The sequence below is a fragment of the Kocuria flava genome (assembly GCF_001482365.1).
Classification (GTDB): domain Bacteria; phylum Actinomycetota; class Actinomycetes; order Actinomycetales; family Micrococcaceae; genus Kocuria; species Kocuria flava.
Map to the genome: position 1 here is coordinate 1,293,945 of NZ_CP013254.1, position 23,223 is coordinate 1,317,167.

The 23,223-nt window shown below is 75.2% G+C and carries 21 protein-coding genes and 1 pseudogene; 14 read left to right on the top strand and 8 right to left on the bottom strand.

Features of this window, described 5'->3' with window-relative positions; all coding sequences use genetic code 11:
* Positions 1-25: 25 nt before the first annotated feature.
* Positions 26-1,087, top strand: a complete 1,062-nt coding sequence (locus AS188_RS05875; protein ID WP_058858069.1) for an iron-containing redox enzyme family protein — start codon at positions 26-28, stop codon at positions 1,085-1,087.
* Positions 1,084-1,311 carry a CDGSH iron-sulfur domain-containing protein gene (locus AS188_RS05880; RefSeq protein ID WP_058858070.1) on the top strand — a complete coding sequence of 76 codons (228 nt, stop codon included), beginning with the start codon at positions 1,084-1,086 and terminating at the stop codon, positions 1,309-1,311. The genes AS188_RS05875 and AS188_RS05880 overlap by 4 nt, the downstream gene beginning before the upstream one ends.
* Positions 1,312-1,404: 93 nt before the next feature.
* Here AS188_RS05880 and pgm read toward each other — a convergent pair whose 3' ends face one another.
* Positions 1,405-3,039: a phosphoglucomutase (alpha-D-glucose-1,6-bisphosphate-dependent) gene (pgm, locus tag AS188_RS05885; RefSeq protein ID WP_058858071.1), complete on the bottom strand. Its 1,635-nt coding sequence runs from the start codon at positions 3,037-3,039 to the stop codon at positions 1,405-1,407.
* 160 nt (positions 3,040-3,199) lie between these two features.
* Here pgm and AS188_RS05890 point away from each other — a divergent pair, with 160 nt between their 5' ends.
* Positions 3,200-3,379, top strand: a complete 180-nt coding sequence (locus AS188_RS05890) for a hypothetical protein (RefSeq protein WP_058858072.1) — start codon at positions 3,200-3,202, stop codon at positions 3,377-3,379.
* A 13-nt stretch (positions 3,380-3,392) separates the two neighbouring features.
* Here the strand turns inward: AS188_RS05890 and AS188_RS05895 are convergent, their stop codons facing one another.
* Complete coding sequence (locus AS188_RS05895; protein WP_058858073.1) at positions 3,393-4,928, bottom strand: amidase; 1,536 nt, start codon at positions 4,926-4,928, stop codon at positions 3,393-3,395.
* 125 nt (positions 4,929-5,053) lie between these two features.
* Between AS188_RS05895 and AS188_RS05900 the strand changes: the two genes are divergently transcribed.
* Positions 5,054-5,452, top strand: coding sequence for a hypothetical protein (locus AS188_RS05900; RefSeq protein ID WP_058858074.1), 399 nt, complete (start codon positions 5,054-5,056; stop codon positions 5,450-5,452).
* A 40-nt stretch (positions 5,453-5,492) separates the two neighbouring features.
* On the opposite strand, the gene gabT is transcribed toward AS188_RS05900, so the two are convergent.
* From gabT to AS188_RS05920, 4 genes are all read right to left on the bottom strand, one after another.
* Entirely contained in the window at positions 5,493-6,848 is a 1,356-nt protein-coding gene (gene gabT / locus AS188_RS05905; protein ID WP_058858075.1) for a 4-aminobutyrate--2-oxoglutarate transaminase, read from the bottom strand.
* Between the two features lie 74 nt (positions 6,849-6,922).
* Entirely contained in the window at positions 6,923-8,452 is a 1,530-nt protein-coding gene (locus AS188_RS05910; RefSeq protein ID WP_058858076.1) for an NAD-dependent succinate-semialdehyde dehydrogenase, read from the bottom strand.
* Between the two features lie 219 nt (positions 8,453-8,671).
* Positions 8,672-10,279, bottom strand: coding sequence for a PucR family transcriptional regulator (locus AS188_RS05915; protein ID WP_083529282.1), 1,608 nt, complete (start codon positions 10,277-10,279; stop codon positions 8,672-8,674).
* Between the two features lie 109 nt (positions 10,280-10,388).
* A complete protein-coding gene (locus AS188_RS05920) occupies positions 10,389-11,882 on the bottom strand; it encodes an APC family permease (protein ID WP_058858077.1) in 1,494 nt (497 codons plus the stop codon).
* A gap of 195 nt (positions 11,883-12,077) precedes the next feature.
* On the opposite strand from AS188_RS05920, the gene AS188_RS05925 reads away from it, so the two are divergent.
* The 4 genes from AS188_RS05925 (at position 12,078) to AS188_RS05940 (ending at position 15,338) form a co-directional block, all read left to right on the top strand.
* The gene (locus AS188_RS05925) at positions 12,078-13,457 is read left to right on the top strand and encodes an NAD-dependent succinate-semialdehyde dehydrogenase (protein ID WP_058858078.1); all 1,380 of its coding nucleotides are present in this window, start codon (positions 12,078-12,080) and stop codon (positions 13,455-13,457) included.
* 106 nt (positions 13,458-13,563) lie between these two features.
* Positions 13,564-13,899 (top strand): rhodanese-like domain-containing protein, encoded by a 336-nt coding sequence (locus AS188_RS05930; RefSeq protein WP_058858079.1) that lies wholly within the window; start codon positions 13,564-13,566, stop codon positions 13,897-13,899.
* Positions 13,896-14,846: a prephenate dehydratase gene (pheA, locus tag AS188_RS05935; RefSeq protein WP_186815351.1), complete on the top strand. Its 951-nt coding sequence runs from the start codon at positions 13,896-13,898 to the stop codon at positions 14,844-14,846. Before AS188_RS05930 ends, pheA begins: the two co-directional genes overlap by 4 nt.
* Positions 14,847-14,993: 147 nt before the next feature.
* Entirely contained in the window at positions 14,994-15,338 is a 345-nt protein-coding gene (locus AS188_RS05940; protein ID WP_058858081.1) for a hypothetical protein, read from the top strand.
* 24 nt (positions 15,339-15,362) lie between these two features.
* Here the strand turns inward: AS188_RS05940 and AS188_RS05945 are convergent, their stop codons facing one another.
* On the bottom strand, positions 15,363-16,313 hold the full coding sequence (locus tag AS188_RS05945) for a diacylglycerol/lipid kinase family protein (RefSeq protein ID WP_058858082.1): 951 nt from the start codon (positions 16,311-16,313) through the stop codon (positions 15,363-15,365).
* A 98-nt stretch (positions 16,314-16,411) separates the two neighbouring features.
* Between AS188_RS05945 and serS the strand changes: the two genes are divergently transcribed.
* The 6 genes and pseudogenes from serS to AS188_RS05975 all read left to right on the top strand — a co-directional run bounded on the left by serS (position 16,412) and on the right by AS188_RS05975 (position 22,584).
* A complete protein-coding gene (gene serS / locus AS188_RS05950; protein WP_058858083.1) occupies positions 16,412-17,716 on the top strand; it encodes a serine--tRNA ligase in 1,305 nt (434 codons plus the stop codon).
* A gap of 74 nt (positions 17,717-17,790) precedes the next feature.
* Positions 17,791-18,798 carry an HAD family hydrolase gene (locus AS188_RS05955; RefSeq protein ID WP_058858084.1) on the top strand — a complete coding sequence of 336 codons (1,008 nt, stop codon included), beginning with the start codon at positions 17,791-17,793 and terminating at the stop codon, positions 18,796-18,798.
* Between the two features lie 125 nt (positions 18,799-18,923).
* On the top strand, positions 18,924-19,565 hold the full coding sequence (locus AS188_RS05960) for an ABC transporter permease (protein ID WP_058858085.1): 642 nt from the start codon (positions 18,924-18,926) through the stop codon (positions 19,563-19,565).
* A pseudogene (locus AS188_RS05965) lies at positions 19,558-20,798 on the top strand (ABC transporter ATP-binding protein). Before AS188_RS05960 ends, AS188_RS05965 begins: the two are co-directional and overlap by 8 nt.
* Positions 20,795-21,607 carry an ABC transporter permease gene (locus tag AS188_RS05970; protein ID WP_083529283.1) on the top strand — a complete coding sequence of 271 codons (813 nt, stop codon included), beginning with the start codon at positions 20,795-20,797 and terminating at the stop codon, positions 21,605-21,607. The pseudogene AS188_RS05965 and the gene AS188_RS05970 overlap by 4 nt, the downstream one beginning before the upstream one ends.
* Positions 21,604-22,584: a glycine betaine ABC transporter substrate-binding protein gene (locus AS188_RS05975; RefSeq protein WP_058858086.1), complete on the top strand. Its 981-nt coding sequence runs from the start codon at positions 21,604-21,606 to the stop codon at positions 22,582-22,584. Before AS188_RS05970 ends, AS188_RS05975 begins: the two co-directional genes overlap by 4 nt.
* Here the strand turns inward: AS188_RS05975 and AS188_RS05980 are convergent.
* Positions 22,542-23,204, bottom strand: a complete 663-nt coding sequence (locus AS188_RS05980; RefSeq protein WP_058858087.1) for a hypothetical protein — start codon at positions 23,202-23,204, stop codon at positions 22,542-22,544. The genes AS188_RS05975 and AS188_RS05980 overlap by 43 nt on opposite strands.
* Positions 23,205-23,223: the final 19 nt, after the last annotated feature.

Sequence of the window (23,223 nt, forward strand, 5' to 3'; positions counted from 1 at the left end):
GACGCGCCAGGACCAGGAGGACGCGATGCGCCGACCACAGCCGCGGGGACCGCTCGGTGAGCAGCTGCTCACGCTGCTCGCGGACCCACCGGAGGACGCCGGGGCCCGGGGGCGGGCGGAGGAGCTCGCGGCGGCGGCCGCGGCCGCGCTCGCCCGCGCCGGGGACCTCCTGGCGGACGACGACGTCCAGCTGTCCCTGTTCGTGCTGCACGCGCTGCACTACCTCGGGGTCGAGGGCGTCGACGAGCGCTGGGAGCTCGAGCCCGGGATCGTGCGGGCGCGGGAGGTCCTCGGCACCGCGCTCGAGGAGCACCTGCGGGCGCAGGTCCCCGGCCACGACGTGCCGGCCACCCCGCAGGCCGTCGCCGACGCCCTGTTCGCCCTGGCGGCCGACGACGACGGACCGGGCCTCGCCCGTTTCCTCTCCGGGCGCGCCGGTCCCGACCAGGCCCGGGAGTTCCTGCAGCTGAAGTCCCTCTACCAGCTGATGGAGGCGGACCCGCACACCTGGGCGATCCCGCGGCTGCGCGGCCGGGCCAAGGCCGCGCTCGTGGAGATCCAGGCCGACGAGTACGGCGGCGGGGACCCCCGGCGGATGCACTCGGGGATGTTCGCGGCGGGGATGCGCGAGGCCGGCCTCGACGACGCCTACGGGGCCGCGGCGGACCGGGTGCCGGCCGTGTGGCTGGCGGGGATCAACGCGGTCTCCGTGTTCGGGCTGCACCGGCGGCTGCGCGGGGCGATCGTGGGGCACCTGGCCATGTACGAGATCACGTCCTCGGACCCCTCCCGCTTCCTGGCCCGCGGCTTCCGCCGGCTGGGCCTGCCGGCCGCGGCCGCGTACTACGACGAGCACGTCGTCGCGGACGCCGCCCACGAGCAGATCGCGGCCCGGGACATGGCCGGCGGGCTCGTGGTGGCGGACCCGGCGGCGGCCGCGGACGTGTTCTTCGGCGCCCGCAGCGTGCTGCACCTCGACGCCCTCGCGGCCCGGCAGGCCCTCGGGTGCTGGGAGGCGGGGCGCTCGGCGCTGCGCCCGGTGCCCGGCGCGCCGGCCGGGGACCGCGTCGCGGAGCTCGTGCGGTGAGCGGGGCGCCCCGGGAGGATCCGGGCCGGGAGCCCGAGCCGGTGACGATCACGGTGTGCCCCGACGGCCCGCTGCTCGTGCGCGGGTCCTACGAGCTGCTCGACGGCGAGGACCGCCCGCTCGACCCCGGCCGGGCCACGGTGGCGCTGTGCCGGTGCGGGGCCTCGGCGATCAAGCCGTTCTGCGACGGCTCGCACAAGCGCGCCCGGTTCCGCGCCCGCTGAGCGCCCGGCCTCCGGGGGCCCGCGCGCCCCGACGGCCCGGCCGCGGACGGGGGCGGCTGCCGGAGGAGCCGTCCCCGTCCGCGGCCGGGGCGCTCAGGAGATGACCGCGTCGACCAGCGCCTTGGCCTCCTGCTGCACCTGTCGCAGGTGCTCCTCGCCCAGGAAGGACTCGGCGTAGATCTTGTAGACGTCCTCGGTGCCGGAGGGACGGGCCGCGAACCACGCGTTCTTCGTGGTGACCTTCAGCCCGCCGATCGCCGCGCCGTTGCCCGGGGCGTTGGTCAGCTTCGCGGTGATCCGTTCCCCGGCCAGCTCGTCCGTCTCGACCTGGGCGGGGGAGAGCTCCTTGAGCGCGGCCTTCTGCTCGCGCGTGGCGGGGGCGTCGATGCGCCGGTAGACCGGGTCGCCGAACTCGCGGGTGAGCTCCGCGTAGCGCTGGGACGGGGTCGAGCCGGTGCGGGCGGTGATCTCCGAGGCGAGCAGCGCCAGGATGATCCCGTCCTTGTCGGTGGACCACGCCGAGCCGTCGCGGCGCAGGAACGAGGCGCCGGCGGACTCCTCGCCGCCGAAGCCGATCGAGCCGTCGAGCAGCCCGGGCACGAACCACTTGAAGCCCACGGGCACCTCGACGAGGGGCCGGCCCAGGGAGGCGGCGACCCGGTCGATGATCGAGGAGGAGACGAGGGTCTTGCCGACCCCGGCCTCCGGGGACCACTCCGTGCGGTGGCGGAACAGGTAGTCGACGGCCACGGCCAGGTAGTGGTTGGGGTTCATCAGCCCGGCGTCGGGAGTGACGATCCCGTGCCGGTCGGTGTCGGCGTCGTTGCCCGTGGCGATGTCGTAGGCGTCCCGGCTGCCGATCAGCGAGGCCATCGCCGAGGGGGAGGAGCAGTCCATGCGGATCTTCTCGTCCCAGTCGAGGGTCATGAAGGCCCACTGCGGGTCGACCTCGGGGTTGACGACCGTCATGTTCAGCCCGAAGCGCTCGGCGATCGCCTGCCAGTAGGCGACCGAGGCGGAGCCCATGGGGTCCGCGCCGATGTGCAGCCCGGAGTCCCGGACCACGTCGAGGTCCACGACCTCGGGCAGGGTGCGCACGTACTCCTCCAGGAAGTCGTAGCTGCCCGTGCCGGCGGCGCGGCGGGCCTGCTCGAGGGGGACCCGGCGGACCCCGCGCATCCCGTTCCCGAGGAACTCGTTGGCCCGCTGCGCGATCCACTCGGTGGCGTCCGTGTCGGCCGGCCCGCCGTGGGGCGGGTTGTACTTGAAGCCGCCGTCGGAGGGCGGGTTGTGCGAGGGCGTGATCACGATGCCGTCGGCCATGCCCTCGGCGCGGGAGGCGTTGTGCGTGAGGATCGCGTGGGACAGCGCCGGGGTCGGCACGTAGCCGCCCCGGGCGTCCAGCAGCACGGTGACCTCGTTGGCCGCCAGCACCTCGAGGGCCGTGTCCTGCGCCGGGCCGGAGAGCGCATGGGTGTCCCGGCCCATGAACAGCGGGCCCGCGATGCCCTGGCCGGCGCGGTACTCGACGATCGCCTGGGTGATCGCGGCGATGTGCCGGTCGTTGAAGGACGCCTTCAGGGACGAGCCGCGGTGGCCGGAGGTCCCGAACGCCACCCGCTGGGCCGGGTCCGCCGGGTCCGGGACGACGTCCGCGTAGGCGTCGAGCAGGCGGCCGAGGTCGACGAGGTCACTGGGTTGGGCGAGGGTGCCCGCACGGTTGCTCATGGGCCCGACCCTACCGCCGGGTCCGGTGGCGCACCGAGGCTGCCACGCGATCGGGTCGCCAGGTTTCGCGCCCCGGGATCCCGGCGGAGGGGCTGGAGGAACGGCCGCCGGTGGGCCAGGATGAACCCACCACAGCAGCACCGGCACGAGGAGGCACGGGATGAGCGAGTCGACAGGGGAGAGCGCGGGCGGGGACGGCAAGGGCCCCGAGGGGACCCTGCCCGAGGAGGGCCGGGGGATCGGGCTGACGTCCGACGACGAGCCCTCGGGCTTCGAGCCCGAGGAGGACCCGGGCGCCGTGGAGGGCCCGGCCGACGACGGCGGTCCGGGACGCGGCTAGCCGGGCGGCGCGGTCAGCTGGCCGGTGCCCGGCGCCGCGGCGGTCCCGCCGCCGGGGCACCGGGCACCGGGCCGAGGTCCTCGAGCTGGGCGGCGACGCCGAGCAGGTCCGCCTCGGCGCTGGGCCGCCCGACGAGCTGCACGCCCATCGGCACGACCGCGCCGGTGCCCGGAGCGGGGGTCCACAGCGTCGGGACCGTCACCGCGGGCAGCCCCACCACATTGATCAGGGACGTCCAGGGCGTGTACCGGCACTGCCGGCGGTAGTCCTGGTCGGCGCCCGAGGGGTCCGCGAGGTCGTGGCCCTCCCAGTACCAGCCCAGCGGGCGCGGGGTCAGGGCCAGGGCCGGGGTGAGCACCATGTCCCACGCCCCGTAGGCCTGCACCACCTCCTGCTCGATCCGCCGCAGGACCGCCACCGCCCGGGCCAGCGCCACGGCCGAGCGGCCCAGGGCGCGCTCGCGGAAGGCCGCGGCCAGCCCGGTGAGCCGGCCGGCGGCCTCCTCGTCCAGGGGCGCGGTGCCCATCGCCGTCGTCCACACGTCGAAGAACGCGGCGCCGTAGCCGGGGTCGTAGGCCAGCTCGGCCTCCTCGACCTCGTGGCCGGCCGCCCGCAGCCGTGCGATGCCCGCCGCGAGGGCCGCGCGGGCCTCGGGCGCCACGGTGATCTCGTCCACGGCGTCGAAGGGCGAGGCCGTGGACACCCCGATCCGCAGCGGGCGCGTCCCCCAGGGCGGGTCGCCGCGGCGGGTGCGGCGCACGGCGGCCAGGAAGGAGCTCTCGGGAGCGGCGGCCACGGCCCGGCGCACCCGGTTGCCGTGGGCGGGCCCGGGGACCGGGGCGCACAGCACGTCGAGCAGCAGGGCGGCGTCCTCGGCGGTGCGGGCGATCGGGCCGTTGACCACGAGCTGGGCGGCGTCCGACTGCGCGTCCGCGGTGGGCACCCGCCCCCGGTTGGGCTTGAGGCCCACGAGCCCGCACGCCGCCGCCGGGATCCGGATCGAGCCGCCGCCGTCGGAGCCCGGCGCCACGGGCAGCATGCCGGCGGCGACGGCCGCCGCCTGCCCGCCGGAGGAGCCGCCGGCCCCGGTCGAGAGGTCCCAGGGATTGCGCGCGGGCGGGGCCACGAGGTTCTCCGAGTAGCAGTTCAGGCCGAACTCCGGCACCTGCGTCTTGCCGAGCAGCACGGCGCCGGACCCGCGCAGCACCCGTACGAGGTCGTCGTCCTCCGCCGCGACCGGCGCCCCGCCATCCGGCCCGGTCAGGGCCGCGGAGCCGTGGGTCGTGGGCATGCCCGCGACGTCGTGCAGGTCCTTCACCGCGAGCGGGAGTCCGTGCAGGGCCCCGCGCGGGGCGCCGGCCGGCAGCGCGTCCAGCGCCCGGGCCCGGTCGAGGGCGGCGTCCGCGGCGACGTGCACGAACGCCCCGAGCGCCCCGTCGTCCTCCCGCACGCGGGCCAGGAAGTGCTCGGCCGCCTCCACGGCGCTCACCTCCCGCCGTGCCAGGGCGTCGCGCAGCCCGACGGCGGTGAGGTCCTCGATCCCGGTCACGGCGGCTCCTGCTCCCTCGGCGCGGGCCCGGCGCGGTGGCCGTTGCGGCGCCGGCGGGCCCGGCGGCGCCGGACCCAGGCTATAGGCTGGGCCGCGTCCCGCCCGTGCTCCCCAGGAGGTCCGCCGTGCCCGTGCCCCGTCCCGCCCTGCGCCGAGGCGCTGCCGGCCTCGTGCTGGCCGCCCTCCTCACCGGCTGCGGAGGTCCCGGCGAGCAGGAGGGAACGGCCCCGACGTCGGCCGCCGCGCCGTCGTCGGCGTCCCCGTCGGGCCGTCAGGGGGAGCTGACCGAGCAGGAGGCCTGCGCGCGGGTGGCCGACACGGTCCGCGGCGCCCCGCAGGCCCTGCGCGAGGACCCGCTGGAGCTCTTCCAGGAGCTCGCGGCCCTGGCGGAGTCGGCCCCGGCCGAGCTGTCGGGGCAGATCACGGCGGTCCGGGACTCGGTCGACGCCTTCCGCAACGGCGAGGGCTCCCTGACCGGCGTGCTCGGCGAGCTGCGCGGGCTGCAGCAGCGCTGCTCGTCCTGACCCGTCCGGGCGCGGTGGCGCCCGGACGGGCCGGCCGCCGCTACTGCGCGGCGCGCCGGACGGCGTCCGCGAGCACCCGCAGGCCGTCGCGCAGGAGCTCCTCGCCGATCACCAGCGGCGGCAGCAGCCGCACGATGTTGCCGTAGGTGCCGCAGGTCAGGGTGATGACACCCTGCTCCAGGCACGCGGCGGCGACCGCCCGTGCGGCCTCCGGGTGCGGTTCGGTGCCGCCGGGGAGCACGAGCTCGAGGGCCATCATGGCCCCGCGGCCGCGCAGCTCGCCGACGATCCCGGTCTGCGCGGCGAGGGGCTCGAGCTCCTCGCGCACGATCTGCTCGATCCGGCGGGCCCGCCCGCGCAGGTCCCACTCCTCGATGGTCTCGAGCGCGCCGAGGGCCGCGGCGCAGGCGACGGGGTTGCCGCCGTAGGTGCCGCCGAGGCCGCCGGGGTGCACGGAGTCCATGATCTCGGCGCGGCCGACGACCCCGGACAGGGGCATGCCGCCGGCGACGCCCTTGGCCACGGTGATCAGGTCGGGCACGACGCCCTCGTGGTCCACGGCGAACCACTCGCCCGTGCGGGCCACGCCGGCCTGGACCTCATCGGCGACGAAGACCGCTCCGTGCTCCGTGCACCACGCCGAGAGCGCGGGCAGGAAGCCCTCGGCGGGGACGATGAAGCCGCCCTCGCCCTGGATCGGCTCGATCACCACGGCGGCCACGTTCTCGGCGCCGACCTGCTTCTCGACCTGCAGCAGGGCCCGGCGGGCGGCCTCGGCGCCGCTCATGCCCTCGGGGTCGCGGAAGGGGTAGGAGACGGGCACGCGGTAGACCTCGCCCGCGAAGGGCCCGAAGCCCTGCTTGTACGGCTGGACCTTGGCGGTCATCGCGAGGGTCATGTTCGTGCGGCCGTGGTAGGCGTGGTCGAAGACGACGACGGCCTGGCGGCGGGTGTGCGGCCGGGCGATCTTCACGGCGTTCTCCACCGCCTCGGAGCCGGAGTTGAACAGGGCCGTCCGCTTCGGGAAGTCGCCGGGGGTCAGCTCGGCGAGCTTCTCGGCCACGGCCACGTAGCCCTCGTAGGGGGTGACCATGAAGCAGGTGTGGGTGAAGTGCGCCACGGCCTCCTGGACCCGGGCGACCACGGCGGGGGCGGAGGCGCCCACCGAGGTCACGGCGATGCCGGAGCCGAGGTCGACCAGCTGGTTGCCGTCGACGTCGGCGACGATCCCGCCGTCGGCGTCGGCCGCCCAGGCGGGCACGGAGGAGGCGACGCCGGCGGCCACGGCCCGCTGCCGGCGGGCGGCGAGCTCCTGGGAGCGGGGGCCGGGCAGCGGCCCGGCGACACGGCGGACCTGCTCGAGCCGGTACTGGATCTCGGGGAGGGTCTCGGACATGGCACGACCTTTCGGGACGGGGCGCGGCCGCCGCGTTCTCGCGACGGCCGCGCCGGGAAGTGGATCAGTCGGGGCTAGGCGGGGCGCCCGGCGCCGGAGGGCGGGACCGCGCCCCAGGGGTTCTCCACGCCGATGTACTGGGTGGTGGTGTACTCGGCGATGCCCTCGGCCCCGCCCTCCCGGCCCAGCCCGGACTGCTTGACGCCGCCGAAGGGGGCGGCCGCGTTCGAGATGACCCCGACGTTGAGGCCCATCAGGCCGAACTCGATGCGGTCGCCGATGCGCAGGCCGCGGGAGATGTCCTCGGTGAACACGTAGGAGGCCAGCCCGTACTCGGTGGCGTTGGCCAGCTCGACGGCCTCGTCCTCGTCGGCGAAGGTGACCACCGGGGCCACGGGGCCGAAGATCTCCTCGGTCACCGCCCTCGCGTCGGCCGGGACGTCGGTGAGCAGGGTGGGCTGGTAGAAGTAGCCCGGGCCCTCGGCGCGCGCCCCGCCCACGACGACGCGCGCCCCGCGCTCGACGGCGTCGGCGACGAAGGCCTCCACGGAGTCGCGGGCCTTGGCCTCGACCAGCGGGCCGACGTCCACGCCCTCGTCGAGGCCGTTGCCCACGGTGAGCGCGGCCATCTTCTCGGCCAGCTTCGCGACGAACTCCTCGACCACGGACTCGTGGACGAGCAGGCGGTTGGCCGCGGTGCAGGCCTCGCCCATGTTGCGCATCTTCGCGGCCATCGCCCCGGCCACGGCCTTGTCGAGGTCTGCGTCCTCGAAGACGATCAGCGGGCCGTTGCCGCCGAGCTCCATGGAGGTGCGCAGCACGTTGTCGGTGGCGGCCTTCATCAGCTGCTTGCCCACCGGGGTGGAGCCGGTGAAGGAGACCTTCCGCAGCCGCGGGTCGGCCATGATCGGCTCCGACACCGACGAGGCCGACTTGGAGGACACCACGTTGAGGACCCCGTCCGGGATCCCGGCCTCGATCATGAGCTGGGCGAAGTACTGGGAGGTCAGCGGGGTCAGCCGGGCCGGCTTCAGGACCATGGTGCAGCCGGCGGCCACGGCCGGGGCGACCTTGCGGGTGGCCATCGCCAGCGGGAAGTTCCACGGGGTGATCAGCAGGCACGGGCCCACCGGCTTGTGGGTGACCAGCATCCGCAGGTTGCCCTCGGGGGTGTCCATGTAGCGGCCGTAGTCGCGCACGGCCTCCTCGGCGAACCAGCGCAGGAACTCGCCCCCGTACTTCACCTCGCCGAGCGCCTCGGCGAAGGGCTTGCCCATCTCCAGGGTCATCAGCAGCGCCAGGTCCTCGGCGCGCTCCTGGACGAGGTCGAAGGCCGCACGCAGGATCTCCGCCCGCTCCCGTGCCGGGGTGCGGGCCCAGGCCTCCTGGGCGTTCGCCGCGGCGTCCATGGCCGCGGCGGCGTCCTCGCGGGTGGCCGAGGCCATCTCGGCCAGCACCTCGCCCGTGGCGGGGTTCTCGACCTCGAAGGTGGACCCGTCGGAGGCCTCGCGCCACTGACCGTTGATCAGCAGGCCCTTCGGGGTGGCGGCGAGAACCGTCTCGACCCGGTCCCGCAGGGCGGTGGTCGTGTCCGTCGTGCTCATGTGTGTCAGCCTCTCTTCTCGACGCCGGGCGCCGGTGCCCGGGCGCGTCACAGGGGTGGTCTCGTGCGGGGACGGGCGCCGGCACGGTGCCCGTGCCCCCATCGTAGGTCCAGGGAGCGGGGTGCCGGTGCGGTCCTCTCCGCCGGGTCGACGAGCCCGGGGCGCGGCCGGACGGTCCGCGCGGACCGTCCGGTGACCTCAGGCTAGCCCCCGGCCCGCTCAGCGTTCTGCTGAATCATTGCGGGTTTCTTCAGCACGGTGCACAGGGCCGGTCGCTCCGTGGCCGGAGGCGGCCGCCGGCCGGCCGGGGCGCTCCGCCAGGTCGAGGGCGAGCCACAGCTCGGCCCGCAGCTGAGGGTCCTCGAGGGAGCGGCCCAGGGCCGTCTCCGCCTCGTGCAGGCGCTGCTGCAGGGTGTTGCGGTGGATGCCGAGCTCGTCCGCGGTCCGGGCCCGGTGGCCGTTGTGCGCCAGGTACGCGCGCAGCAGCGGGCGCAGCCGCTCCTCCCGCAGCGGGCGCAGCAGGGCCAGGGCCCACGCGCGGGCGGTGTCCGGGTCCAGGAGCGCGGTCACGCCGGCGGTCACGACGTCGTCCCACGCCGCGACCGGCTGCTGCGCGGTGGTTCGGGCCAGCGCCTCCCGGGCCTCCCGCTCGCCCGCCGCGGCCTCCGCCACGGCCACCGGCCCGCCGATCCCGGCCCGCAGCCCGGTCGCGGCGGCCACGGCCCGCAGCTCGGCCAGGCGCGCGGGGGCGTCCTCGACGAGCACGGCGGCGGTGAGCTCCCCGGCGGAGCGCTCGGCGGGGGAGCCCACCAGCACGGGGCGCCCGCTCCGGACCGGTCCCGTCCCGAGCCGGTGCGCGGCGTCCTCCAGCGGCCCGGCCCCGCCGCGCAGGAGGGCGACCCGCACCTGCGGCACGGACGACCACGTGGCGTCGCCGGCGACCGCGAGCAGGGCGTCGGCCGATCGGACCTCCCCGCCGAGCAGCAGGGCCAGCGCCCCCGCCCGGGCGCGGCGCCGGAAGAGGGCCTGCTCCGCGGTGCGCTCCGCGTGCAGGGACAGCAGGGCCACGGCCGTGGCGACCACGCCCGTGCGCAGGGGGTCGGCGGGGCCGGGCAGCACGACCACGAGGTAGCCGCGCGGCAGGTCGCCGACCCCCAGGGGGTGGACGAGCACGGTGCCGTCGGGCCCGGACTCGCTCAGGGATCCCCGCAGGCCCGCGGGCCGCAGCCGCGCCAGCAGCTCGGGGAGGCTCCGGCCCGAGGGCAGGGCGGGCGGTCCCGGCGCGGAGGCCTCGAGGACCTCGGCGTCCGGGCTGCAGACCCCCGTCCACCCGCCGAGCGCGCCCGCGAGCTCGCGCACCACCCGGGCCGGACCGCCGGCCCCCACGGCGGCGCGGGTGAGGGCCCGCTGCTGGGCGAGCATGGACTCCAGGGCGGTGCGCTCCTCGGCAGCCCGCATCTCCGCGGTCGCGCGGAGGATCCCCAGGAAAGGGGTCGCCTCGGGCACCCTGAACAGGGTCAGGCCGGAGGCCCGGCACGCGGCGGCGAGCTCCGGCGGCACGGCGGGGTGGGTCAGCCGCTCGCCGACGCCCAGCCCGAGGGCCACCACCCCGCGCGCGGCGAGCCGGTGGGCGTACCCGTCCCAGGACCGGTCGCCGTGGCCCGCGCGGATGCCGGTCAGCAGCACGACCTCCCCGCCCTCGAGGAACGGGGTGGGGTCGGGCAGCTCGCTGGTCACCACCCAGCTGACGGGCAGCGAGGTGTCCGCCTCGACGACCGGCTCGAGCCCGAGCCCGGGCAGGCGCAGCACCTGCTCCACCGTGATCACCGGGGTGCACCTCCTCCCGGGCGCGAGCGGGCGCGCACCCGGGGCCAGCCTAGGCGCCGCCGGGCGGAGCACCCGGCCCCGGGCGCGCGGCCGCGCTGCGGTGCCCGGCTCAGCCCCGGTCCCCGGTCCGGCCGCGGTCCCGGCCGCGCCGCCGCTCGACCTCGGCGACGAGCCGGTGCTCGGCGTCGGCGCCCGGGCGGATACCGGTGGGGATGCGCAGCAGGAACACGAGCCCGAGCAGCCACCACAGCCCGAAGATCGTCCAGGCCGGGGCGCTGAGGAACGCGGGCATCCCGGGCAGGTAGAGGCTGATCAGCCCCAGGCACAGCACCACGGAGAGCCCGCCCAGGACGAGGCCGCCGGGACCGCGCCCGCCGATCCGGAACGGCCGCTCCATCCCCGGCTCCCGCCGGCGCAGGAGCACGAAGACGACCGAGACCAGGGCGTAGGCGACCACGATCGAGGGCGAGCCGGAGTCCACGAGCCACCCCAGCATCTCGGCGCCGAAGAAGGGCGCCGCGAAGGAGATGGCCCCCACGAACAGCAGGGCGTTGACGGGGGTGCCGTACCGGGGGTGCAGCCGGCCGAACCAGGCCGGGACCATCCGGGAGTTCCCCAGGGCCCACAGCAGGCGGGACGCGCCCATGAGCAGGGAGTTCCAGGACGTGAGGATGCCCGCGAGCCCGCCCGCGATGAGCAGGTTGGCCACGGCCGTGCTGCCGAACATGGCGCCCATGGCATCGGCGACGGCGATGTCCGCGCCGGCGACGTCCGCGGCGGACATGGCCGAGGACGTGGTGAGCACGACCATGACGTACCACGCCGCGGCGAGCAGGACGGAGATCACGATCGTCCCGCCCAGCTGCCGGGCCGGCAGGTGCATCTCCTCGGAGACCTGCGGGATGACGTCGAAGCCGACGAACAGGAAGGGGACGGTGACGAGCACCAGGAAGAAGCCGGTGGTGCCGCTCGTGAAGAAGGGCTCCATGGTGGCGACCGAGCCGCGGGTGAACGCCCCGAAGAGCATCATCAGGCCCACGATCAGCAGGAAGAGGATCACGAAGATCTGCACCGTGGACGCGTGCTTGACGCCGCGGATGTTGATCGCGGTGATGAGCACGGCGGTCAGCGCCCCCACGAGGGCCCAGGTCAGGCTCACCTCGAAGCCGGCGACGGTCCACAGCGGGACCTGGCTCAGGCCGGGGAAGATGTACTGGACCGTGCGCGGGACCGCGACCGCCTCGAAGGCCACGATGGTGATGTAGCCGCCCGTGATGGCCCACGAGCCGACGAACGCCCACCGCGCGCCCATGCCCCGCAGCAGGTAGTTGTGCTCCCCGCCCGCGTAGGGCATGGCGGCGACCAGCTCGCCGTAGACGAGGCCGACGACGGCCATGATGAGCCCGCCGGTCACGAGGGCGAGGACGGCGCCCACGGTCCCGGCCTCGAGCAGCCAGTCGCCGGTGAGGATGACCCAGCCGAAGCCGATCATCGCGCCGAAGCCCAGGCCGATCGCGTCGAGCCGGCCGAGGACGCGCTTGAAGCCGTGGTCCTCGCGCCCGGGCGCCGCCGGCGGCACTCCTGCGGGGTCGATGGTGCTCATGGGCGGTTCCTCCCGTCCGGGGACGCCGTGGGGCGTCCGGTTCCTCGTGCCGGCGGGCGCTCCCTCGGCGCGTGCACCATAGGCGGGAAATGTTTCGATCGTGTGAGCGGGCGGACACGGTCCGGCATCACGCCCTCGACGAACACCGGCGGCAGCTCCTGTCCGCGCCCAGGACCGGCCCCTAGGGTCGGGACCATGACCTACGCAACCGTCAATCCCGCGACCGGCGAGACCGTCGAGGAGTTCCCCACCGCGACCGACGCCGAGGTCCGCGACGTGATCGAGCGCTCCCACCGCGCCCACCTCTCCTGGCGCCGGACCCCCCTCGAGGAGCGCGCCGGGGCCATGCACCGGCTCGCCGGGCTCTACCGCGAGCGCAAGCGGGAGCTCGCCGCGCTGATCACCGAGGAGATGGGCAAGCCGGTGCGCCAGGCCGTCGGCGAGGTGCTGCTCGTCGCCGACATCTACGACTTCTACGCCGAGCACGCGGCACGGTTCATGGCGGGGGAGCGGCTGGAGCCCTCGACCGGCGGCGACGCCGTGGTGGTGCTCGAGCCGATCGGCACGGTCCTGGGGATCATGCCGTGGAACTACCCCTACTACCAGGTGGCCCGGCTGGCCGCGCCCAACCTCATGCTGGGCAACACGGTGGTCCTCAAGCACGCCCCCTCCGTGCCGCGCTCCGCCCGCGTGCAGGAGCAGCTGTTCCGGGAGGCCGGCTTCCCCGAGGACGTCTACCGCAACGTCTTCGCCTCGGACGAGCAGATCGCCGAGATCGTCATCCCCGCCCCCACCGTCCGGGGCGTGTCCCTCACCGGCTCGGAGCGCGCCGGCTCCGCGGTCGCCGCGGTCGCGGGCCGGCACCTGAAGAAGGTCGTGCTGGAGCTGGGTGGGTCCGACCCCTTCGTGGTGCTCGATGCCGAGGACCTGGACGCCGTCGTGAAGCGCGCCGTGCAGGGCCGTCTCGGCAACACCGGGCAGGCGTGCACGGCCGCCAAGCGCTTCATCGTCCTGGAGGAGGCCTACGAGCCGTTCCTGGAGGCGTTCACCGCCGCGATGGGCGCCGTCGAGCCCGGGGACCCGCGGGAGAAGCAGACCGTGCTTGGCCCGCTGTCCTCAGTGGCCGCCCGCGACGGCGTGATGGCGCAGGTCGAGGACGCCGTGGCCAAGGGCGCGACCGTGCACACCGGCGGCCGGCGGCTCGACCGCCCCGGGGCGTGGATGGAGGCCACCGTCCTCAGCGGGGTGACCCCGCGGATGCGGGCCTGGGACGAGGAGATCTTCGGGCCGGTCGCGGTCGTGCACCGGGTCGCGGACGCCGACGAGGCCGTCGAGCTCGCCAACGGCTCGCCGTTCGGGCTGGGCGGGTCCGTGCACGGGGCCGACGTCGAGGCCGCGCGCCGGGTGGCCGAGCGGATCGAGTCCGGGATGGTCTTCGTCAACGAGCACACCGGCACCGCGCCCGACCTGCCCTTCGGCGGGATCAAGCGCTCCGGCGTGGGCCGCGAGCTGGGCCGCTGCGGGATCGAGGAGTTCGCCAACAAGAAGCTGATCCACACCCCGAAGCGCGGCTGAGCCCGGCCCCGCCGCCGGGGCGCCCCGCGCGGCGGGGGCGTCCCGGCGGCCCGTGGGGCGCACTAGGCTGGTGCAGGAACGACCGGCACGACGAGAGGACCGACCCGTGGACAACGTCGACAACCTGCCCAGCGCCTCGGTGGAGGAGATCCCCGAGGGCGCCGCGATCCTGGACGTGCGCGAGGACTTCGAGTGGGCGGCCGGGCACATCGAGGGGGCCCACCACATCCCCCTCGGGCAGCTGCCCGAGCGTTACGGCGAGGTGGACGCGGACCAGGACGTCTACGTGATCTGCCGCTCCGGCGGGCGCTCCCTGAAGGCCACCGCCTGGCTGCAGCAGTACGGCTTCGACCCGGTCAACGTGCTCGGCGGGATGGGCGCGTGGGCGGACGCGGACAAGCCCATGGTCTCGGAGTCGGGCGAGACGCCGACCGTCCGGTGAGGTACGCCTACCTGGGACCCGCCGGGACCTTCACCGAGGCCGCGCTGCTGGGGGTGGAGGGCGCGCGGGAGGCCGAGCGCGTGCCCGTGTCCTCGGTGCCCGTGGCCCTCGCCGCCGTGCGCGCCGGCGAGGTCGACGCCGCGATGGTGCCCATCGAGAACTCCGTCGAGGGCGGGGTGACGGCCACGCTCGACGCCGTGGCCACCGGCAGCGAGCTGCGGATCGTGCGCGAGGCCCTCGTGCCCGTGCGGTTCGTGCTCGTGGCGCCCCCTGGCGCCGCGCTCGCCGACGTGCGCACGGTCTCCACCCACTCCCACGCCTGGGCCCAGGTCCGCGGCTGGATGGACCGGCACCTGCCCGGGGCCGACTACGTCCCGGCCTCCTCGACGGCCGCGGCGGCCCTGGCGCTGCTGCCCGGGGCACAGGACGGGCCGCGGGCGGCCGGCTTCGACGCGGCCGTGTGCTCCCCGGTGGTCGTCGAGCAGCACCCCGAGCTGACGGTGCTCGCCGAGGACATCGGGGACAACCGGGGCGCGGTCACCCGCTTCATCCTGGTCGCCCGCCCGGACGCGCCCCTGCCGCGCCGCACGGGCGCGGACCGCACGACCCTGGTCATCCCGCTGTGGGAGGACCGGGCCGGCGCGCTGCTGGAGATCCTCGAGCAGTTCGCCACCCGGGGGGTCAACCTCTCGCGGATCGAGTCCCGGCCCACGGGCAACTACCTCGGCGAGTACTTCTTCAGCGTCGACGTCGACGGCCACGTCCACGACGCCCGGGTGGCCGACGCCCTCGTGGGACTGCGCCGCGTGTGCCCCAGCACCCGCTTCCTGGGCTCCTACCCGCGCGCCGACCACAAGGACACCGGGGTGGCCGGGCAGCACTCGGACGGGGCTTTCCGCGAGGCCCAGGCGTGGGTCGCCGCGCTGCAGGGGCAGCGGCCCGCGTAACCGGGCGTCGCAGCCCGCCCGCCGGCTTGTTGGCCATTGCGAACGCGGGCAGGATGGGCGGCACGGGCGCGCCCGCGCCCGTGCCCCTGCCACCGGTGTCGACCGACCCCCCGGGTCGGGACCGGGCCCGACCCCGGAGGTGCCGCCGTGTCCGCTCCCGCCGTCCGCCGTCCCGCCCTGGCCCTCGCGCCCGTCCTGCTCGCCTGCGGCGCGGTGCTCGCCCCGCCGGCCGCGGCCGCGCCGCCGGCGGCCCCGGCGGCGGTCGTGCGCGCCGAGGTCGCGCCGGCCCCCGGTGGGGACGCCGCCGCCCGCGGCGGCGCGGGGGACACCGAGCGGGCCCGCACGGAGCCCGCCTCCCGGGTCACCGGGCCCCTGCAGTCCCCGGTCGCCGACCGCGGCCGCGGCCCGCTGGCCGTGGTGGCGCTGGCGGTGGTCGCCCTCATGGGCGTGTTCGTCGTGGGGCTCAGCCGCCGGCCCGAGTCCGTCGAGTGAGCCCCGCCCGCGCGCGGCCCGCCCCTAGGAGGGGCGGTCGGCCTGCGACGGCGGCACCCGGACCTGGAGGGCCCCGGGGCGGATCTCCGACTCGAAGGCCGTGAGCACGCCCGTGCCGTCCCCGTCCACCTGGGACTCGATCGGCTCGTGGAACTCCACGCGCACCTTCCGCGCGGCGAAGAACTCGATCACGGGCAGGTCCCGGCGCTGCCGGAAGACCACCTTCGCGGCCATCAGCGCCCACTCCAGGGTGCTGCGCGGGGACATCACGACGACGTCGAGGACCCCGTCGTCGATCTTCGCCTGGGGCACGAGCACCATGCCGGCGGTGAGGATGCCGCAGTTGGCGGCCATCACGGAGCGCACCCGGCGGCTCTGCCACTGCCCGTCGTCGATGCGGAACCGCGCCCAGCGCGGCGGGGCGAAGAGGTGGCGCACCCCCGCCTCGCAGTAGGCGGCCCAGCCCACGAGCCGCTTGAGCTCGTCGCGGGTGTCGGTCATGATCTGCGCGTCGAAGCCCGCACCGCCCATCACGCAGAACGCGTGGTCGGCCACGCTGCCGTCGACGAGCTCGGTGCGGAAGGTCGCCATGTCGATCGCCCGCTCCTCGCCGAAGAGCGCGATGTCCACGGTGCGGTGGGGGTCGCCGAGGTCCGCCCCGAGGTTGCGGGCCAGCAGGTTGCCGGTGCCCAGGGGCAGCAGCCCCAGCGGGACGCCGGTGCCCATCAGCGTCTCGGCCACGGCGCGGACGGTGCCGTCGCCGCCGGCGGCGATCACGAGGTCCACCCCCTGCTCGAGCGCCTCGCGGGCCATCGAGAAGCCGGGGTCGTCCTCCTCCGTCTCGAGGAACACCGGGTCGGGGAACCCGCCCTTGCGGCACGCGATGACGATCGCGTCCCGTGCGGCGTCGGCCTCCTCCTTGATCGGGTTGACGACGACGGCGACCCGCTGCGGGGCGGGGGGCGTGAGGTCCACGGACGGCTCCTCGGGTTTCGGGGTGGGAAGCCCGCACGGGTGCGGCGGCAGGCCCAGCGTAACCCGGCCCGCCGGGAGGACTTCGGTACGCTGTCGGGGTGATCGACATCAACCAGCTCCGTGAGAACCCCGACGTCTTCCGCGACTCCCAGCGCGCCCGCGGCGCCGACGCCTCCCTGATCGACCGGATCCTGGAGGCGGATGTCGAGCGCCGGGCCCTGATCACCGCCGCCGAGGGGCTGCGCGCCGAGCAGAACGCGTTCGGCAAGCAGGTCGCGCGGGCCCAGGGGGAGCAGAAGCAGGCCCTGCTCGCGCAGGTCAAGGACCTCGCCGGGCGCGTCAAGGAGGCGCAGGCCGCGGCCGAGGCCGCAGGGGCCCGGCTGGAGGAGCTGGTCTCCGTCGTGGAGAACCTCGTGCTGCCGGGGGTGCCCGTGGGCGGGGAGGACGACTACACCGTGCTGCGCACCGTCGGGCAGCCCCGCGACTTCGCCGCGGAGGGCTTCGAGCCCCGCGACCACCTCGCGATCGGGGAGGCGGTCGACGGCATCGACATGGAGCGCGGGGCCAAGGTCTCCGGCGCCCGGTTCTACTTCCTCAAGCGCGACGTCGCCCGGCTCGAGACGGCTCTGCTGCTCATGGCCCAGGACCTGGCCCTCGACGACGGCTTCGTGCCGATGACCACGCCGAACCTCGTGCGCCCCGAGGTGATGAGCGGCACGGGCTTCGACGTCGCCCACTCGGAGGAGATCTACCACGTGGGCAAGGACGAGCTCTACCTCGTCGGCACCTCCGAGGTGCCCCTGGCCGGCTACCACGCCGACGAGATCCTCGACCTCGCCGAGGGCCCGCTGCGCTACGCCGGGTGGTCCTCCTGCTACCGGCGAGAGGCAGGCTCCGGCGGCCGGGACACCCGCGGGATCATCCGCGTCCACCAGTTCAACAAGCTGGAGATGTTCGTCTACTGCGCCCAGGAGGACGCCGAGGCCGAGCACGCCCGGATGCTGGCCCGGGAGGAGGAGATGCTCGCCCGATGCGAGCTGGCCTACCGCGTCATCGACACCGCGGCCGGGGACCTCGGCGCCTCGGCGGCCCGCAAGTACGACTGCGAGGCCTGGGTGCCGACCCAGGGCCGCTACCGCGAGCTGACCTCGACCTCGAACTGCACCACCTACCAGGCGCGCCGGCTCAACGTCCGGGAGCGGATGCCCGCGACCACCGGTCCCGACGGCCGGCCCCGCAAGGGCGGGACCCGCGCGGTGGCCACGCTCAACGGCACCCTCGCCACGACCCGCTGGCTCGTGGCGATCCTCGAGACCCACCAGCAGCCCGACGGCTCGGTCCGGATCCCGGAGGCCCTGCGTCCCTACCTGCGGGGCCAGGAGACGATCCCCGTCCGGCGCTGAGCCGTCGCCGCGCGTTCGTCGCACGTTCACCGATCGCGGACATCCTGGCCACCCTGTCGGTGTGATGTGGCACCATGTCCCGCATGACTCAGGAAAAGACCGCTGGCACCGAGGACCAGCACGAACTCGTCGGCATCAACTCCACCGTCCCGCTGCGGGTGGAGCACTCGGAGGACCTCACCGAGCACGCCGGCGGCACCGCCGCGCCCACCGGGCACCGCTCCGCCGCCGACATCCACGTCCCCCTCCGGATCCACCCCGTGCGCACCAACGGGTGGCGCAAGGAGACCGGGGTCAGCTACCTCGTGGCCCTCGACGTCGACGGCACCCTCGTCGACCACGACGGCCACATGTCCCCGGCCGTGCGCGAGGCCGCCCGGGCGGTGCGCGCCGCCGGCCACCACGTCGTCGTCTCGACCGGCCGCTCGAAGGGCGCCACCCTGCCCGTGGTCGAGCTCATCGGCCAGGAGAGCGGCTACGCCGTGTGCTCCAACGGCGGCATGACCCTCGAGCTGGACCCCGCGCTGCCCGAGTACCACCGGGTCCTCGAGTGCGTGTCCTTCGACCCCGGCCAGGCCCTCGAGGCCCTCGAGCGGCGCCTGCCCACCGCGAAGTTCGCCCTCGAGACCGAGGACGGCTCCTTCTACTCCACGGAACGGTTCCAGGACTCCTCGTTCGGCATCGAGGCCGTCGGCGTGGACCTGCACGAGCTCGCCGGGATGAAGGCCGTGCGCATGGTCGTCTACAGCACCGAGCACACCCCCGAGGAGTTCGCCCTCGCCATCGACGAGGCCGGCCTGCACGGGGTGACCTACTCCGTGGGCTGGAGCGCCTGGCTCGACATCGCCGCCAACGGCGTGAGCAAGGCCAGCGCCCTCGAGCAGGTCCGGCGCCGCCTCGGCGTGGACCCCGCCCACACGATCGCGATCGGCGACGGCCGCAACGACATCGAGATGCTCGACTGGGCCGCCCGCGGCGTGGCCATGGGCCAAGCCCCGGACGAGGTCGTGGCCGTGTGCCACGAGGTCACCCACAGCGTCTACGACGACGGCGCCGCCACCGTCCTGCGCACCCTGCTCTGAGCACGCCCGGGCCCACGGTCCGCTCCGGGACCGGCGCGGCAGAGCCGGGAAGCGCACCCGTGGCGGTGTAACGTGGACCACCACGCCGGTGGGCGAGCTGCCGGTCCCGAGACGAGGAGCGGACCGTGCTCGAGTACGTCGCCGACCGCTGGGAGCAGATCCTCTTCGCGAGCTGGCAGCACTTCTCCCTGGTGCTCCAGTGCCTGGTCCTGGCGACCGTCCTCGCCGTGGCGGCCGCGGCCCTGTGCTACCGCTCCCGGCGGCTGACGAGCGTGGCCAACAACGTCTCCGCCGTGGGCCTGACCATCCCCTCCTTCGCGCTGATCGGCCTGCTGATCGCCCCGCTGGGCTTCGGGGTGACCCCCGCGGTCGTGGTCGTCACGTTCTTCGCCGCCCTGCCGGTCCTGCGCAACGCCCTCGTCGGGCTCGCCGGGATCCCGCACGAGACGGTCGAGGCCGCCCGCGGGCTGGGCATGAGCCGCGCGGCGACCTTCCTGCGCGTCGAGCTGCCCATGGCCTGGCCGGTGATCCAGGCGGGGATGCGCGTGTCCGCGCAGATGGTCATGGGCGTGGCCGCCATCGCCGCCTACGTCCTCGGTCCCGGCCTGGGCGGGTTCATCTTCTCCGGTCTCTCCCGCCTCGGCGGCGCCAACTCCCTCGCGTCGGTCGTCACCGGCGTCGTCGCCGTCGTCGTCGTCGCACTCCTCCTGGACGGGCTGCTCGTGCTGCTCGGCCGGCTCACCACATCGCGAGGTATCCGTGTCTGATCCCGTTCCCGCCACCGGCCGCGACTCCTCCGTCACCGGGGCCCGCATCCTCCTGGAGAACGTCTCCAAGCGCTACCCCGGGCAGGCCCGGGCCGCCGTCGACGGCCTGACCCTCGAGATCCCCGCGGGCAGCACCGTCATGCTCGTCGGGCCCTCGGGCTGCGGCAAGACCACCACGCTGAAGATGATCAACCGCCTGATCGAGCCCACCGAGGGGCGGATCGTCATCGACGGCCGCGACGTGACCGACATGAACGGCGACGAGCTGCGCCGCGGCATCGGCTACGTCATCCAGGCCGGCGGGCTGTTCCCGCACATGAGCGTGGCCACCAACATCGGCATGGTCCCGAAGATGCTCGGCTGGGACAGGAAGCGCGTCGCCGCCCGCGTGGACGAGCTCCTCGAGCTCGTCTCCCTCGACCCGGCCGTCTACCGCGACCGCTACCCCGGGAGCTCTCCGGCGGGCAGCAGCAGCGCGTCGGCGTGGCCCGGGCCCTCGCCGCGGACCCGCCCGTGCTGCTCATGGACGAGCCCTTCGGCGCCGTGGACCCGATCACCCGCCAGCGGCTGCAGGACGAGCTGATCAACATCCAGCACGAGCTGCAGAAGACCATCGTGTGCGTCACCCACGACTTCGACGAGGCCGTCAAGCTCGGCGACTGGATCGCGGTCTTCGACGAGGGCGCCCGGGTCGTGCAGTACGACGCCCCCGAGCGGATCCTCGCCGAGCCGGCCGACGAGTTCGTCGAGGACTTCATCGGCTCGGGCGCGGGGCTCAAGCAGCTGACCCTCACCCGCGTCCGGGAGGTCGACCTCGTCCCGGCGGCCACCGCCCGCCCCGGCGAGGACGTCCGGGCCGTGCTGCGCCGGGCCGACGAGACCGGCACCCGCGACGTCGTCGTCGTCGACGACCGGGGCCGGCCGCTGTCCTGGCCCTCCCGCCGGCAGCTGGAGCGCGTCGGGACCGTCCCGCGGGAGCGCAACGAGCGCCTGCCCCTCGTCGGCACGAACTCCACGCTCAACGACGCCCTGGACACGATGCTCGTCTCCAGCACGGGGGCCGCGCTCGTGGTCGGGGCGCGGGACCGCTTCGAGGGCGTCATCTACGTCGAGACCGTCATGGCGGCGATCACCGAGGCCCGCCGCTCCGTGGCCGCGGAGGACGCGCCCCTCGGGCACAACACGGGGGAGCTGCCCGCCGTGGACGCGACCCCGGGGGGTGGGGGCCGGTGAGCACCCGCACCGAGGGCCCCGCCGCCGCGGAGCAGGACCCCGCCGGCACCCCGGCCGGGGGCCGGGTCCCGGCGGACCCGGACCGGCGCACCTGGAAGGGCCTGCTCCTGCAGCCGCTGGCGATCCTCGTCGCGCTGGGCCTGCTCGTGCTGTGGCTGTCCACCGCGGAGCTGACGGAGACGGAGGCCGTGACCCTCAGCCCCGCGTCGCTGTGGGGGCTGACCGTGGAGCACCTGCAGCTGACGGCCGTGGCCACGGTCGTGGTCCTGCTCATCGCGATCCCGGCCGGGATCCTCCTGACCCGCCGGCCGCTGCGCTTCCTCACCGGCCCCGTGATCGCGCTGGCCAACGTCGGGCAGGCCGCCCCGGCGGTGGGCCTGATCGTCCTGTTCGCCTTCTGGTCCGGCTTCGGCTTCCGGGCGGCCGTGGTCGCCCTGATCGTCTACGCGCTGCTGCCCGTCCTGAAGAACACCATGGTCGGGCTCGACGGCGTGGACCGCAGCCTCGTCGAGGCCGGGCGCGGCATGGGCATGAGCGCCGCCTCGGTCCTGCTGCGCGTCGAGCTGCCGCTGGCCGTGCCCGTCATGCTGGCCGGGGTGCGCACCGCGCTGATCCTGGTGGTCGGCACCGCCACCCTGGCCACCTTCGTCAACGGCGGCGGGCTCGGGCTGCTGATCACCACCGGGGTCAACCTCAACCTCGTGCGGGTGCTGGTCGCCGGCTCCATCCTCGTGGCGCTGCTGGCGCTGAGCATCGACTGGATCGGCCGCGTCGTCGAGCACGTCGCGCGCCCGAAGGGACTGCGATGAGAACCCCCCGCGCCGCCGCCGGCGCCCTGCTGGTCTCCGCCGCCGGCCTGCTCCTGAGCGGGTGCGGGCTCGAGCCCTCGACCGCGTACATCCCGGCCGCCGAGCCCGGCTCCATCCCGGTCGTCGAGGGTGACGGGGACACCGAGGTCCGCGTGACCTCGAAGAACTTCACGGAGCAGCTGATCCTCGGCAAGATCGCGGTGCTCGCCGTCGAGGCCGCGGGCTTCGAGACCGAGGACATCACCAACGTCCCCGGCTCCCAGCCCGTGCGCGAGCTCATGCTCGCCGGGGACGCCGACCTGACGTTCGAGTACACCGGCACCGCCTGGCTGACCTACCTCGGGAAGGAGACCGGCATCCCGGACCAGCAGGAGCAGTGGCGGGCCGTGCGCGAGGCGGACCTCGGCAACGGGCTGACGTGGGGCGAGCCCGCCGCCCTGAACAACACCTACGCCATGGCCGTGCGCTCCGAGTACGCGCAGGCCAACGGCCTCGAGACGGTCTCGGACATCGCGCGGCTGCCGGTGGCCGAGCGCACCTTCTGCGTCGAGTCGGAGTTCAACTCCCGCAGCGACGGTCTCACCCCGCTGCTCGCCCACTACGGCCTGGACCGGGGCAGCGAGGTCCCCGAGGAGAACATCGGCATCTACGACACCGGGGCCATCTACTCCGCCACCGACGCCGGCGAGTGCAACTTCGGCGAGGTCTTCTCCACGGACGGGCGCATCCCGGCCCTGGACCTGACCGTCCTCGAGGACGACCGCCAGTTCTTCCCCGCCTACAACGCCGCACCCGTCTACAACTCGCAGCTGCTCGCCGAGCACCCCGAGCTCGAGGAGGTCATGGAGCCGATCGCGGCGGCGCTCACCGACGACGTCATGCAGGAGCTCAACCGGCAGGTGGACGTCGAGGGGCGCGACCCGGCCGACGTCGCCTACGAGTGGATGGTGGCCGAGGGGTTCCTGGTCGAGCCCTGAGCCGTCCCGCCGGGGCCCTCGCCCGCCAGGCACAGCTCCAGCAGCAGGGCGGCCGCGGGGCGGGCGTCCTGCTCCTCCTGCCACAGGGACCGGGCCACGGCCTTCGACACCGCCTGCGGGGTGATCCCCAGCTCCGCCGCCACGACCTTCTGCTGCCCGCGCGCCCCGGGGACCAGCAGGTCCACGACCCGCCACTCCGCCGCGGAGCGCTCCACGACCAGGCGTCCCAGCAGCCGCAGCACCGCCTCGGCCCGGGCCGCGGCCGCGGCGTCCTCGGCGGCGACGCACACGGGCACCCGCCCGCCGGCGCGGGCGGCCCCGGCGGCCCGGCGGGCGTGGTCGACGCCCGGGCCGCCGGCCCGCAGCCCGCTGCGGCCCTGGGGGTCGGTCGCCGGCTCCAGGTGGACCGGGCCCACCCCGAGGCCCACGCGCGCCCCCTCCCGCAGCCCGGCCAGGGCGGCGGCCACGGCGGTGCCCGCGTCCTCGACCAGGCCCTGGACCACGTGCTCGCGCACCCGCTGGAAGGGTGCGGCGGCGTCCAGGCCGGCGAGCCGGCGCAGCAGGAGCGGGACCGGGTCGGCGGGCCCGCGGCGGTGCTGCTCCAGGGTCACGACGTACACCCTCCCAGTATCGGGCACA

Bases quoted from the DNA above. Each gene is read 5' to 3' on its own strand.
- AS188_RS05920 (WP_058858077.1), bottom strand. From the start codon at position 11,882: ATGAGCACCATCGACCCCGCAGGAGTGCCGCCGGCGGCGCCCGGGCGC.
- AS188_RS05975 (WP_058858086.1), top strand. From the start codon at position 21,604: ATGAGAACCCCCCGCGCCGCCGCCGGCGCCCTGCTGGTCTCCGCCGCC.
- AS188_RS05925 (WP_058858078.1), top strand. From the start codon at position 12,078: ATGACCTACGCAACCGTCAATCCCGCGACCGGCGAGACCGTCGAGGAG.
- gabT (WP_058858075.1), bottom strand. From the start codon at position 6,848: ATGTCCGAGACCCTCCCCGAGATCCAGTACCGGCTCGAGCAGGTCCGC.
- AS188_RS05875 (WP_058858069.1), top strand. From the start codon at position 26: ATGCGCCGACCACAGCCGCGGGGACCGCTCGGTGAGCAGCTGCTCACG.
- pgm (WP_058858071.1), bottom strand. From the start codon at position 3,039: ATGAGCAACCGTGCGGGCACCCTCGCCCAACCCAGTGACCTCGTCGAC.
- AS188_RS05910 (WP_058858076.1), bottom strand. From the start codon at position 8,452: ATGAGCACGACGGACACGACCACCGCCCTGCGGGACCGGGTCGAGACG.
- AS188_RS05955 (WP_058858084.1), top strand. From the start codon at position 17,791: ATGTCCCGCATGACTCAGGAAAAGACCGCTGGCACCGAGGACCAGCAC.
- AS188_RS05890 (WP_058858072.1), top strand. From the start codon at position 3,200: ATGAGCGAGTCGACAGGGGAGAGCGCGGGCGGGGACGGCAAGGGCCCC.